This window comes from Streptomyces echinatus (assembly GCF_014203595.1).
GTDB classification, from domain to species: domain Bacteria; phylum Actinomycetota; class Actinomycetes; order Streptomycetales; family Streptomycetaceae; genus Streptomyces; species Streptomyces echinatus.
Map to the genome: position 1 here is coordinate 703747 of NZ_JACHJK010000001.1, position 13472 is coordinate 717218.

The 13472-nt window shown below is 74.8% G+C and carries 10 protein-coding genes; 5 read left to right on the forward strand and 5 right to left on the reverse strand.

What is annotated here, in order from left to right; translation table 11 throughout:
• Positions 1–84 precede the first annotated feature (84 nt).
• Positions 85–3702, forward strand: a complete 3618-nt coding sequence (locus FHS34_RS03060) for a S8 family serine peptidase (protein WP_184960250.1) — start codon at positions 85–87, stop codon at positions 3700–3702.
• Positions 3703–3775: 73 nt separating this feature from the next.
• On the opposite strand, the gene FHS34_RS03065 is transcribed toward FHS34_RS03060, so the two are convergent.
• Together FHS34_RS03065 and FHS34_RS03070 are read right to left on the reverse strand one after the other, a co-directional pair.
• Positions 3776–5350: a carboxyl transferase domain-containing protein gene (locus tag FHS34_RS03065; protein WP_184960252.1), complete on the reverse strand. Its 1575-nt coding sequence runs from the start codon at positions 5348–5350 to the stop codon at positions 3776–3778.
• Complete coding sequence (locus FHS34_RS03070; RefSeq protein ID WP_184960254.1) at positions 5343–6827, reverse strand: acyl-CoA synthetase; 1485 nt, start codon at positions 6825–6827, stop codon at positions 5343–5345. Before FHS34_RS03070 ends, FHS34_RS03065 begins: the two co-directional genes overlap by 8 nt.
• Before the next feature lie 368 nt (positions 6828–7195).
• Between FHS34_RS03070 and FHS34_RS03075 the strand changes: the two genes are divergently transcribed.
• The gene (locus FHS34_RS03075; protein WP_184960256.1) at positions 7196–8074 is read left to right on the forward strand and encodes an ATP-grasp domain-containing protein; all 879 of its coding nucleotides are present in this window, start codon (positions 7196–7198) and stop codon (positions 8072–8074) included.
• Between the two features lie 122 nt (positions 8075–8196).
• Positions 8197–9030, forward strand: coding sequence for an oxidoreductase (locus tag FHS34_RS03080; RefSeq protein WP_184960258.1), 834 nt, complete (start codon positions 8197–8199; stop codon positions 9028–9030).
• 12 nt (positions 9031–9042) lie between these two features.
• Here the strand turns inward: FHS34_RS03080 and FHS34_RS03085 are convergent, their stop codons facing one another.
• Positions 9043–9633 (reverse strand): hypothetical protein, encoded by a 591-nt coding sequence (locus tag FHS34_RS03085; protein WP_184960260.1) that lies wholly within the window; start codon positions 9631–9633, stop codon positions 9043–9045.
• Positions 9634–9753: 120 nt separating this feature from the next.
• On the opposite strand from FHS34_RS03085, the gene FHS34_RS03090 reads away from it, so the two are divergent.
• Both FHS34_RS03090 and FHS34_RS03095 read left to right on the forward strand, forming a co-directional pair.
• Positions 9754–10527: an IclR family transcriptional regulator gene (locus FHS34_RS03090; RefSeq protein ID WP_184960262.1), complete on the forward strand. Its 774-nt coding sequence runs from the start codon at positions 9754–9756 to the stop codon at positions 10525–10527.
• Entirely contained in the window at positions 10524–11369 is an 846-nt protein-coding gene (locus FHS34_RS03095) for an SMP-30/gluconolactonase/LRE family protein (protein WP_184960264.1), read from the forward strand. The genes FHS34_RS03090 and FHS34_RS03095 overlap by 4 nt, the downstream gene beginning before the upstream one ends.
• Before the next feature lie 68 nt (positions 11370–11437).
• Here FHS34_RS03095 and FHS34_RS03100 read toward each other — a convergent pair whose 3' ends face one another.
• Together FHS34_RS03100 and FHS34_RS03105 are read right to left on the reverse strand one after the other, a co-directional pair.
• Complete coding sequence (locus FHS34_RS03100) at positions 11438–12667, reverse strand: MAB_1171c family putative transporter (protein ID WP_184960266.1); 1230 nt, start codon at positions 12665–12667, stop codon at positions 11438–11440.
• Positions 12664–13293 carry a toxin-antitoxin system, toxin component family protein gene (locus FHS34_RS03105; protein WP_184960268.1) on the reverse strand — a complete coding sequence of 210 codons (630 nt, stop codon included), beginning with the start codon at positions 13291–13293 and terminating at the stop codon, positions 12664–12666. The genes FHS34_RS03100 and FHS34_RS03105 overlap by 4 nt, the downstream gene beginning before the upstream one ends.
• Positions 13294–13472 lie beyond the last annotated feature (179 nt).

Consider the following 13472-nt stretch of genomic DNA (forward strand, 5'->3'; position numbering starts at 1 on the left):
GAACGATCAACTCCTGTTCATGAAACGGCACATCACACTCGTCCCTGCACACGACACGCTCGACACACACGAGAAGAGACGTGGATGAGCACAGGACCAGTCAGACGCGGGACGGCACTGCTGGCGGCGGCGCTGGTGAGCGCTCTGCTCCCGGCCGGCCCCGCGGCGGCGCGAGGGGCCGTGGCCGCGCACACCCCGGGCGCCGCGACCCCCACGACCGTCACCCTCGTCACCGGCGACAAGGTGACCGTCACCGATCTCGGCCACGGCAGGAAGACCGTCACCGTGCAGCGGCCCCCCGGGGCCACCGGCGCCGTACGGACCGCTTCGAGCGACGGCCGGCTCACCGTCGTACCGGACGAGGCGCTGCCGTATCTGCGGGCCGGCACGCTGGACCGGCGGCTGTTCGACGTGGGCGGGCTGATCCGGCAGGGGCTCACCGACGCCAGGGCCGGCACGCTGCCGCTGATCGTCGCCTACGACAGGAACGCGCGGGCCGCGACCCCGGCCGGCGCCCGGCGCACCCGGGCGCTGCCCAGCCTGCGCGGTGCCGCCGTGGAGGCCGGAAAGGGACGCGCCTTCTGGCGGTCGTTCACCCACGCGCCCGGCATCGACAAGGTGTGGCTGGACGGGCGGGTGAAGGCCGACATGGCCGAGAGCAACGCCCAGATCGGCACGCAGGCGGCCTGGGAGGCGGGGCTGACCGGCAAGGGCGTCACCGTCGCCGTCCTCGACACCGGCGTCGACCTGAGCCACCCCGACCTGACGGACCGGGTCACCGCCACCAGGAGCTTCATCGACGGGCAGGAGGTCGCCGACCGCAACGGACACGGCACACACGTCACCTCCACCGTCGGCGGCAGCGGCGCCGCCTCCGGCGGCCGGGAGAAGGGAGTCGCGCCCGGCGCCACCCTCGCCGTCGGCAAGGTGCTCAGCGACCAGGGCTCGGGCAGCGAGTCCCAGATCATCGCCGGCATGGAGTGGGCGGCACGGGACGTGCACGCCAGGATCGTCTCCATGAGCCTGGGGTCGACGGAGGCCAGCGACGGTACCGACCCGATGGCCCAGGCCGTGAACACCCTCTCGCGCGCGACCGGAGCGCTCTTCGTCGTCGCCGCCGGCAACACCGGCGCCCCTTCTTCCATCGGCTCGCCCGGCGCCGCCGACGCCGCCCTCACCGTCGGCGCGGTGGACTCCGCCGACCAGCCGGCCTACTTCACCTCCGCCGGACCCCGGTACGGCGACAACGCCCTGAAGCCCGACATATCGGCCCCCGGCGTCGACATCCTGGCCGCCCGCTCCCAGCTCGTCTCCGGCAGCGGCTACTACACCTCCATGAGCGGCACCTCCATGGCGACCCCGCACGTCGCCGGGGCGGCCGCCCTGCTCGCCGAGCAGCACCCCGACTGGACCGGCGCCCAGCTGAAGGACGCGCTGATGTCCAGCTCCGCCCAGCTCGATCCGTCCCCCTATGTGCTGGGCGCGGGACGGCTGAGCGTGCCCGACGCGGTCCGTGCCGACGTCACCGCCACCGGCAGCGCCGACCTCGGCTTCCACCGCTGGCCGTACGACACGGACAAGCCGGTCACCCGGACCCTCACCTACGCCAACCGGTCCGATGCGCCGGTCACGTTGAAGCTGTCGGTGCGGGGAGCTCCGGACGGCGTCGCCACCCTGGCCCGCGACACCCTCACCGTCCCCGCCCACGGCACCGCGTCCACCACCGTCACCGGCGACGGCTCGAAGGCACCGGTGGGCGAGACGAGCGGACAGGTGGTGGCCGCGGCACCCGACGGCACACCCCTCGCGCACACCGTGTTCGGCCTGGTCAAGGAGGAGGAGCGGTACACGCTCACCGTCCATGTGAAGGACCGTGACGGCGCCCCCGCGGCCGCCGACCTCACCGTGCAGCGGCTCGCCGCGGGCGAGGACGCCGCGCCCGCGCACGTCGGTGACTCCGGCTCCCTGCGACTCCGGCTGAAGCCGGGCACGTACAGCCTGGCCTCCTTCCTCGACGTGCGCGGCAGCCACGGCGCCGACTCGCTCGGCCTCGGCTTCCTCGCGGCCCCCGAGATCCCCCTCGACCGCGACCGCGAGGTCACCCTGGACGGACGCGCACTGCGGGAGGTCAGGGCGGACGTCGGCCGGCGCACGGAGACGCACCAGCTGCTCATGGAGTACGACCGGAAAGCCGGCGGCGCCGACCTGTTCGGCGCGGTCCAGGTGCCCCTGACCTACGACAGCGTCTTCGCCGCGCCCACCGGGAAGGTCACCGAGGGCACCTTCGAGTACCGGACCGTGTGGCGGCTGGCCCAGCCCCGGCTGGCGGTCAAGGGGGTCGGCGAGGCGACCTCGCAGGCCGGCGGCACACCGGTCGAGGGGCGCGTGAGGCTGCCGCTCGTCGACGTCGGCGACGGACCGCTCACCGGCGTGTCCGGCAAGGCGGTGCTCGCCCGTCTGTCCGACGGCGCCGCCCCGGCCGCACTCGCCCAGGCCGCCCAGGACGCGGGCGCCAGGGCGCTGTTCGTGACGGACGACGCGCCCGGCCGGCTGATGGCCTGGTGGGGCACCGACGACAACGCCGACCGGCCGCTGCAGATCGCCACGGTGAACAGGGCGGACGCGGCCCGGCTGCGGACGGCGGGACGCGTCGACATGACCGGCACCCCTGACCCGTCCTACGTGTACGACCTGTCCGAGGGCCACCGGGGCGCGATCCCGGACCGGAACCTCACCTACGCCCCCTCCGGCCGCGGGCTCGCCGCCGTCCACGTCAAGTTCCACGCGGCGAAGCCGGTGAGCGGCGGCGAGTTCCGGTACTCGATCACCGGCACCTTCCCGATCGGCCTCGGCTTCCAGGAGCGCGTCGACCTGCCCGCCGAGCGCACCGACTACGTCTCCACCGGCCCCGGTCAGCTGTGGCACGAGTCCGTCACCGCACGCGACGGCGCCCTGGAGGAGCGCAGCGGCCTGGTGCGGTACGACGGCGGGTCGCGTCCGGAGCTGAACTGGTTCCGCCCGGTGTGGCACCCGTGGCTGGGCACCGGGCTGGGCTGGGGACAGCAACGCGCCGGGAACCAGATCCAGCTGAACACCCCCGGCTGGGGCGACTCCGGGCCCGACCACACCGGCTTCGGCGACGTGTGGAGCGACGGCAACGGGATGAGCCAGACCACCGCCGTCCACCTGGACGGCACGCTCGTCGACCGGAGCAGCGGCTCCGCCGCCTACGTCTGGGACGCGCCCGCCGACGAACACACCTACAAGGTGGTCACCGACACCGCCCTGGACGCCGGCCGGTGGCAGCCCGCCACCGAGGGCCACACCGAGTGGACCTTCCGGTCCGCGGCCACTCCCGAGGACCACTGGACCTACCTGCCGCTCGTCAACCTCGCCTTCGACGTCGACACCGACCTCGCCGGCACGGTGCGCGGCGGACACCGGATCCCGGTCGGCATCGGCGCCGAGTACGTGGCGGGGGCGGCCGGCACCGGCACCCTGGGCGGCGGCCGGCTGGAGGTGTCGTACGACGACGGCACGACCTGGCGGACGGTCCCGCTGACCGCCGGCCGGGGCGCCTCCTGGCACGGCACGCTGTCCGTGCCCCGCGGCGCGGCCCATGTCTCCCTGCGGGCCTCGGCCCACGACGACAAGGGCGGCTCGGTGACCCAGGAGATCATCCGGGCGGTGGCCGTGCGGTAGCCCGGGGCCGGGACGGCCCGGTGGCCCAGGGCCGGGGTGGTCCGGTGCTCCGGGGCCGGGGCGGTCCGGTGGTTCAGGGCCTGCGGTGGTCCGGTGGTTCCGGGCCGGGGTGGTCCGCGGGCCCGACGACGCCCCGGACCACCCCCAGCTCCACCAGGTCCTGCGGCCGGATGCGCAGCTGGTCCGCGGTCGCCTCCACGGCCTCGGGCGGGCGCTTGAGGATCGCCGCCGCGAGTTCGGGCGCGATCACCGAGAAGTAACTGTCCGGGGTGGCCCAGGTGTTGCCGGGCGCGGCCAGGGCGAGCGCGCCGCCGGAGCCGCCCTCGCCGATGACCAGCGTGGTGACCGGCACGCGCGCGGCGGCCACCGCCCCGAACACCTCGGCGATCGCGGCCCCGGCCCCCTGCCGCTCCGCCTCCGCGTCATTGGCGGCACCGGGGGTGTCCACCAGCGTCAGCACCGGAACGCCGAGCCGGTCCGCGAGCCGGATCAGCCGGGCGGCGGTGCGGTATCCGGCGGGCCGGGTCGCCGCCCCGGTCTGCGCCGCGTAGGCCACGGTACGGCCGTCCCGCTCGCCGAATCCGCACAGCATCCCGTCGGGATCGGTGCCGCCGCACCGGTCGCCGCCGAGCAGCACCCGTTCGCCGAAGTAGGCGTCCAGGTACGCGCGTGCGCGCGGCCGTTCGGAAGCCCGGGCCCGCCCGACGGCCTCCCACCCGCTGCCGGGCAGCCCGGCCCGCCCGAGGGCGAACGGCACCGGGGCGGGCTCGATGCCCGCCGCGGTCTCGGTGTGCGGGGTGGGTCCGGTGCCCGCCGTCGGCTCGGTACCCGGCGTGGGTTCGGTACCCCGCGTAGGCCCGGTGCTCGCCATTGGCCCGGTGCCCTGCCTGGGCCCGGTGCCCGGCGCGGACCCGGTGCCCGGTGTCGCGTCACTGCCCGGCGCGGGGCCGGTGCCCGGTATCGCCCCCGCCGGTCCGGCCAGCAGGCGTAGCCACCTTCCCAGCGTCTCCTTCAGCTCCCGGGCCGGCACCACCGCGTCCGCCGAGCCCGCCGCCGTCTGGGACTCCGCCGTGTAGGCCGCCGGGTCGGCGCCGGGCGGCCGGACCCGGGAGCCGGCGAAGCCCACCTGGGCGCCCGGCAGGGCCAGGACGACGTCCGCGCCCGCGCCGAGCGTGGCCCAGCCGCCGCCGGTCGTCGGGTCCCGCAGGACCGCGATCTGCGGCAGGCCGGCCTCCCGGGTGAGCGCGGACTGGCGGGCCACCCGCTGCAGCTGGGTCAGCGCGAGCATGCCCTCCTGCATCCGGCTGCCCCCGGTCGCGATCAACGACACGAGCGGCAGCCGGTGTTCCCGGGCATGACCGTACGCCGCCTCCAGCCGGTCCCCGGTGCGTTCGCCCAGCGAGCCGCCCAGGAAGCCGAACTCGAAGGCGATCAGCACGGCCCGGGTGCCCTCGACGAGCGCGGTGCCGCAGACGACCGACTCCTGCTCGCCGGTGCGTTCGGCGGCGCGGGCGCGGGAGGCGTCGTAGCCCTGCCAGCGGAGCGGGCCGTCCGGCCGGGACTCCCGGGCCGGGGCGACCAGTTCACGGAAACCGTCCGCGTCCGCCACCAGCGCGAGGACCTCCCGCGCCGAGAGCCGCTCAGGCATCGGCCAGGGCCCGTTTCATGATCTTCCCCATGTCGTTGCGCGGGAGCGCCTCCAGGTAGCGGACGACGCGGGGGCGCTTGTGCGGGGCGAGGCGACGGGCCACATGGTCCGCCAACTCCCCGGCCGACGGCGGGCCTTGCGGATCCGCCGGGACGATCCAGGCCACGATCCGCTCGCCCAGGTCGGCGTCCGGCTCCCCGGTCACCGCGGCCTCCCGCACCCCCGGATGCTCCAGCAGCGCGTTCTCGATCTCACCGGCCCCGATCTTGTAACCGCCGCTCTTGATCAGGTCGGTGGCCTTGCGCCCGACGATGCGGACATAGCCGTCGGGCTCGCGCACGGCCATGTCCCCGGTGCGGAAGAAGCCGTCGGCGGTGAACGCGGCGGCGGTGGCGTCGGGCCGGTTCAGGTACTCGGTGAACAGGTTCGGGCCGCGCACCTGGATCTCGCCGACGGTCTCCCCGTCGTACGCGGTGATCTCCGTGCCGTCCTCCTCCACCAGCCGCAGCCGCACGCCCGGCAGCGGCACCCCGACCGTGCCGGCCCGGGCCTCCCCGTCGGCCCGCACACTGGTGTTCATCAGGGTCTCCGTCATGCCGTACCGCTCGATCACACGCCGGCCGGTCGCCGCCGCGATCCGCTCGTGGTCGTGCACGGGCAGCGCGGCCGAGCCCGAGACCAGCAGCCGGGCCCGCCCGAGCGCCTTGGCCAGCTCCGGGTCGTCCGGCAGGGCCTCGGCGAGGCGGTGGTACATCGTCGGCACGCCGAACATCATGGTCGCGCCGTCGTTCAGTTCGCGGACCACGCCCTCGGGGGAGAACCGCCCCAGATGCCGCACCGAGCCGCCGCGGCGCAGCGGACCCAGGACACCGAGCACCAGCCCGTGCACATGGAACAGCGGCAGCCCGTGCACCAGCACGTCGTCCCCGGTCCAGCGCCAGGCGTCGGCGAGCGCGTCCAGGGTGGTGGCGAGGGCCCGGCGGGGCAGGACCGCGCCCTTGGGCGGGCCGGTGGTGCCGGAGGTGTAGACGACCAGGGCCGGGTCGCCGTCCGCCGCCCGCTCCGCGGGGACGGGCCCGGCGGCCGAGGCGTCGACGTCGGTCCGGGGCAGCTCACCGAGGACCGGCGGCAGTTCCGCACCGGGCGCGGCGAGCACCAGCGAGGGCGCGCTGTCGGAGAGGATGTGCGCCAGTTCCTTCTCGCCCGACTTCGGGTTCAGCGGCACGGCGGCCACCCCGGCGAGCAGTGCGCCGGTCACCGCGACGGCGGTCTCCAGCTCCGGGGTGGCCCACACGGCGACCCGGCCCGCCCCCGCGATCCGGGCGGCGAGGGCACCCGCGGCGCCCGCGAGCTCGCCGTACGTCAGAGTCCGTGGTCCGAACCGCAGGGCGGTCCTCCCCCGGACTTCGTCCGGAGGGCCCCCCGTCTCGCTGCGCTCACCCGGACCGCCGGTCAGGGCGGGAAAGAGAGAGGACACGCGGCGCACTCCTTACTGTCGGCGGTGCCGACTGCGGGGACGACAGCATCCTTCCTACACCAGGAGCGGAGCGTTCCGCGGACGGGCACCGGGTATCAGCCCCCGGGCGGTGACCGGCCGTCCCGCCGCGGGCGAAGGAGGCTCCATGGGCAGCAGGCCGGCCTTCCACGCCACCAGGGTGACGGAGGCGTCGGCCTCGGCCTCCAGGGCTTTTCGGACAGGTCGGTGACGCGGCCGGCCGGGGTGTGGGCACCGGTGCCGGGCCCCGCCCGGAGGGTAAGGTCAAATGCGCTGTCCCGGTTCCCGTCGGCCTTGTTAGCCTCGCAGCCGCACCGACCGTCGAACCGTCGCACGACAGGGAGCCCGCCGTGCCCCGCATAGCCCTCGCCACCTACGACCCCGGAGCCGAGCCGGGCGCGGACACCGACCTGCCCGTGCTGGTCCGGGCGCTCACGGACGCCGGAGCCGAGGCGGAGGCGCGGTACTGGGACGACCCGGCGGTGGACTGGGGCGGGTACGACCTGGTGGTCATCCGCTCGACCTGGGACTACAGCTGGCGGGCCGCCGAGTTCGCCGCCTGGGTGGAGCGGACCGGCACGCTGACCCGGCTGGCCAACCCGGCCCCGGTCGTGCGCTGGAACACCGACAAGCGCTACCTCGGGGAGCTGGCGGCGGCCGGAGTGCCCACCGTGCCCACGCGTTACCTGGCGCCCGGCGAGCCGGCCCGTCTGCCCGCAGGCCACGAATTCGTGATCAAGCCGACCTCGGGCGCGGGCGCCCGGTTCGCCGCCCGCTACACGCCCGAGGAGCACGACACCGCGGCACGGCAGCTCGCGCGGATGCACGCGGAGGGCTTCACCGCCATGGTGCAGCCGTACATGCCGGGCATCGACGTGGGCGGGGAGCGGGCGCTGCAGTTCTTCGGCGGGCGGCTGCTGCACGCCAGCCGGAAGGGCGCCGTCCTGTCGCCCGGCACTCCCTACGACGCCGACAAGGTGGCGCACCCCGGCCTGGAGCGCTGGAAGCCCACGGACGCCGAACTCGCCCTGGCGGAGAAGGCGTTGGCGTCCGTGCCCGGCTCGGCCGGGCTGCTGTACGCGCGCGTGGACGTGGTGGACGGCGACGACGGCGAGCCACGCCTGATGGAGCTGGAGCTGGTCGAGCCGAACCTGTTCCTGTGGCTGCACCCGGACTCGCTGCCGCGCGTGACGGAGGCGATCCTGACGGCGGCCGGGGATCCGGCCTAGGGGGTTTTCGTCCGCCGGGCCCGCCCGCCGTGGCTCCTGGACCGGCGGCGCCCGCGGCCGCAGGCTGATGCCTGTATCCGCGGCGAGTGATCCGAGTGTGTGACGAAGACGAGGGGGATGTCATGAGCAAGGTATGGCTGGTGACCGGGGCGACCAGTGGCTTCGGGCGGGCAATCGCCGAGGCGGCCGTCGCCGCCGGTGACGTGGTGGTCGGCGCGGCCCGCCGTCCGGAGGCGCTGGACGGCCTGGTGGCCGCGCACCCCGGACGGGTGGAGGCGCTGGGCCTGGACGTGACCGACCTGGCCGCGGTCGACGCGGCGGTACGGGACGTCGTGGCCCGGCACGGCCGGATCGACGTACTGGTCAACAACGCGGGCCGCACGCACGTCGGCGCGGTCGAGGAGACCACCGACGCGGAGCTGCGGGACCTGTTCGACCTGCACGTCTTCGGGCCGGTGGCGCTCGTGCGGGCGGTGCTGCCGCACATGCGGGAGCGGCGCTCCGGCGCGATCGTGCAGATGAGCAGCATGGGCGGGCAGATGTCGTTCGCGGGCTTCGGCGCCTACAGCGGCACGAAGTTCGCGCTGGAGGGCATCTCCGAGGCGCTCGCGGACGAGGTGGCGGAGTTCGGCATCAAGGTGCTGATCGTGGAGCCGGGCGCGTTCCGGACCTCCCTGTTCGGGGCCGGCCGGGCCGGGGCCAGCCCCGACAGCGGGGTGTACGCCAAGGTGAGCGAGACCCGCGGCGCCGTCTCCGGCGGCGACGGCACCCAGCCGGGCGACCCGGCCAAGGCGGCGGCCGTCATCCTGGCCGCGCTGGAGGCCGAGCGGACCCCGCTCCGGCTGCCGCTCGGCGACGACGGGGTGAGCGCGGTGCTGGGCCATCTCGACCAGGTCCGCACAGAGATCACCGAGTGGGAGAAGCGGACGCGGGCCACGGGGTTCGACACCCCGTAGGGCTCGCCCGGCTCAGCCGGCGACCGCCGTCCGCTGGAGCAGTCCCCAGGTGAACTCGGCGACCACCTCGTGCCGTTCACCGTCCCCACCGGGGGCGGTGAAGGCCAGTCCCCACCGGGTGGGGGCGGTCCCCTCCAGCGGGCGGGCGGGGGCGAAGGCGCGGGCGGCCTCCTCCACCGTGCAGGACCAGGGGGTCAGATCCTCCAGGGCGCGCAGGTGCGGGGCCGGCGCGCCCGGCGCCCGTACCAGCCACTCGTTCCACACCCCGCCGTCGGGCCCGACGAGCACCTCGAAGCGCAGGTCCGGCCAGAGCGGCAGCGCCCACCGCCGGGCCTCGCAGTCGACGTCGCCGAGGCGGCGGGGCAGGACCGACTCGGGCTCGCCGAGGACGGCGCGATACCGGGCGGCGGCGCCCCGGGTCCGCGGTGAGCGGACCATCGCCTGCCACCGCTTGTTGGCCTCACGCATGTCCGCGACCGACGCGCCCAGCCGCCGCCGGGCGTCCTCGACGAGGTCCGGGTTGTGGTCGGCCATGCGGCGCAGCAGCACCAGCTGGAAGTCGAGACGCATGGCATCCATGGTGCCCGGCCCGTTCCCGGCCATTGCCCGCACCACCGTCGCTGACTAGCCTGTGTTCGTCATGCCGATCGTCTGTTGATATCTCGAACGCCGTGTCTGCCGATATCGGAAACAGGCGCTTAGACCCAAGGGAGGGGGCCGGACGTGGGACGCCTCGTGCCTGCCGTGACCCGGGCTCTCGACATTCTGGAGCTGTTCCTCGACGGGGACGGGACGCTCTCCGCCCCCGACATCGTGCGCAAGCTGCAGCTGCCGCGCACCACCGTGCACGAGCTGGTCACCACGCTCGCCGCACGGTCGTACATCGTGCAGGTGCCCGGCCAGCCCGGACGGTACCGGCTCGGCGTACGCCCGTACCAGCTCGGCAGCCGGTACGCCGAGCAGCTCGACCTCGCCGCCGAGGGACAGCAGGTGGCCCGCTCGGTCGCCGAGACCTGCGACGAGACGGTCCACGTGGCGATCCTGGAGGGCACCGACGTCATCTACATCGCCAAGGTCGACTCCACGCACGCGGTCCGCATGGTCTCCGCGGCCGGCCGCCGGCTGCCCGCCCACTGCACCTCGGTCGGCAAGATGCTGCTGGCCTCGCTGCCGGAGCCGGAGCTGGCGGCGCGGATCCCGGACGGCGCCGAGCTGACCGCGATGACGCCCAACAGCATCACCGATCCCGCCGCCCTGCGCGAGGCGCTGGCCGGGATCCGGCGGCGGGGCATCGCGGTCGAGAGCCGCGAGTCCAATCCTGACGTCTCCTGTGTGGCCGCGCCGGTGCGCGACCGCACCGGCCAGGTCGTGGCCGCGCTGTCCATCTCCGTCCCGATGATCCGCTGGAGCGAGGAGCGGCGGGCCGAGCTGGAGCAGCTGGCCGCCAAGGGCGCGGCGGAGCTGTCCGAGCTGCTGGGCCACCGGGGCGCGGTATGACGGCGTACGAGGTCGCGGTGCGGGCGCGGGCGGAGCTCGGCGAGGGACCGGCCTGGGACCCGGCGACGGGCCGGCTCCTCTGGCTCGACGTCCTGGGCATGCGCGTCCACACCTACGACCCGGTCAGCGGCCGTCGCACGATCCGTACGACGCCGCAGCACATCGGCGCGGCCAAGCCCCGCGCGGGCGGCGGGCTGGTGCTGAACCTGCGCGACGGCGTCGGCCTGCTGGACCCCGACGACACGTTCCGCTGGCTGCACCACGAGCCGGTCACGGGCCGCCGCGCGAACGACGCCGCGGTGGCGCCGGACGGCTCGCTGTGGGCCGGCACCATGCGCTACGACGAGGCGCCGGGCGGGGGCACGCTGTCCCGGCTGACGGGGGACGGCTCCGTGCGGACGGTCCTGCCGGACGTCACGGTCAGCAACGGCACGGGCTTCAGTCCCGACGGCCGCCTCATGTACTACGTCGACACCCCGACCCGGCGTGTGGACGTCTTCGACCACGACGCGGACGGCGTCCACGACCGCCGCCCGCTGGTGGAGATCGAGGAGGGCGCGGGCTTCCCGGACGGCCTGACGGTCGACGCGGAGGGCTGTGTGTGGGTGGCGCTGTGGGACGGGGGAGCGGTACGCCGCTACACACCGACCGGTGAGCTGGACCGGGTGATCACCGTGCCGGCACCACGGACGACCGCCTGCGCGTTCGGCGGCGCCGCCCTGACCGATCTGTACATCACCACGGCCCGCACGGGCCTGAGCGCACCCCACCCCCTGTCGGGCTCCCTCCTGGTGATCCCCCACGCGGGCAAGGGCCTGCCCCAGCCCGCGTTCACCGGCTGACCCCGGCCCGCCACAGCAGCCGACGCCCACCGCGGAAGCCGCCGGGCGCGACGGCGGTGGGTCTGTGATCACTCGCGGACGGCAACGCTCTCCGCCGGGACGGCCGCACGGGCGCGCACCGCCTCGATGCCGTCGCAGCGGCGCAGCGCCCGGGAGACGGCACCGATCTCCCGGAGCAGATTCGTGGTGTCCGGCCCGGCGGCCGGCTCGGGCGGCTCCGGCGTACGGGACCTGGTCTCGACGGCGTCGAGGACGCACACCGCGGCGGCCAGCGCCCGGGCCCGTCCGGGCGGGTGGCCGAGGGCGAGAGCGGCGTCGTACGAGCGGGCGCCGAGACCCGTGTCGATGTGCCGGGCCAGCGACAGCAGCACGTCCCGGATGAACGTCTCGCGCCGGGTGAGCCGCAGTTCGGGTGTGGCGCGCAGCATGAACGGCACGCCCTCACCGCTCGCCTCGCACATCAGCCGGTACAGGGGCCGCAGTTCGCGGTGGGCGGCCCGGAACCGGCAGCGGTCGCGCAGGTACTGGCCGGCGTGCGGCAGGATGAAGCCGACGGCGATGAGGATGGCGGAGAGGGCGGCGACGGGCGGCGCGAGGTCGGTGCTCAGCCAGTCCAGGTTCCGTCCGGACCAGCGCGCGATGACGGCGGTCAGCTTGGTCGCGCCGAAGACCAGGTTCGACACATAGCCGGCGCCCAGCAGCTTCAGGCCCCAGCGCAGCCAGACGTCCAGGCCCTCGGTGCGCACCCAGTTCCAGATCAGCCGCGCGGTGATCAGGCAGGCCACGGCGTGCGCCACGAGATAGAGCAGGATCTCCTCGCGCAGGAACGGCGTGTTGGCGTAGTGGGTGTCCAGGTCCCGCAGCCGCTCCTCGTGGCGGCCGGCGAGCAGGAACAGCACCCACAGGGCGACGATCACCCCCGAGTACGCCGAGATCACCCAGCGCATCGCGCGGCGGGTGACGGCCGAGCGGCCGGACCGGCCGTTGCGCCAGGTGACGATGAGCAGCAGGCAGGAGCCGCAGTACGCGGTGATGAGCGAATAGCACCAGGGCGCGGAGATGTTGGGCACGCCGGTGAGCCGGTTGACCCGGGCGATGGTGGACGGGGCGCAGAACACGAACACCGCGCAGGCGAGCAGCAGCAGTCCGCCGACCGCGCGCAGCAGCGGGTCCCGCCACAGCCGGATGATCGTGGGCAGCTTGATCATCAGGGCGGCGCCGAGCACGGCCGTGGGGATCCAGAAGGAGATGTAGAACTCGCCGAGGAAGTCCGAGGGGTTCAGCGCCAGCGGGATCACCGCGGGACGCTCTTCTTCCCGGGCGCCCGGTTCGCCGGCTCGCGTCCGCGGTAGCCGAGGGAACGCTGGACGGGGTCGAGCGGGGCGGGGCGGGTCCCGCAGAGGTGCTCCCGGAACAGGGCGGCCAGCCGGTGCCCGAAGTCGTCGGCCTCGGCCTCGTCGGTCTCCCGGGAGCCGTTGCGGGCGGCCACCGTGAGGGCCTCCTCCCGCCAGCCGGGTGTGTCGGCGAGGGCACGGGCCGCGGCGGCGGTCACGAGATGGTGGTGCCGGTGGCCGGCGTACAGATGCCACAGCTCGTGCCCCAGGATGACCAGCTGCTGCACGGCCTCGGCACGCTCCTCCACGATGACCAGGTCGAAGTCGGCGAACTCCACCCACAGCCCGGTGACTTCGATCTCGTCCGGGAACCGCTCGAACCGCAGCTCGACCGGCCGCCCGTCGCGCAGCGCGCTCATCTCCTCGCACAGGGCCCGGCACAACTGCCGTACGCCGTCCGGCGGCTCGGTCCGGGTGCGGACGGCTGCGGCGAGCTCGTCGGCCAGGGAGCGCATCGCCGATCCGGAGCCGGGGCGGCGCAGTCGCGAGGCGAGCCGTGCGGCTCGCCGACGCGCGCCCGCGATGCCCATCGGTCCCCCTTCTTCCGCCCTCTTCCGGCCGGTCACGGCCTCTTCCGGCCGGTCACGGCTGGTCCGAGGGTACGCGTCCGGACGTGTTCGCGTCATGCGTTCCGGCCACCGTGGTTCAAGGGGAAACGACACCTGTCGGGGGGCGCCGCCCTGGTGGACGGCGCCCTCACCGCCGTACC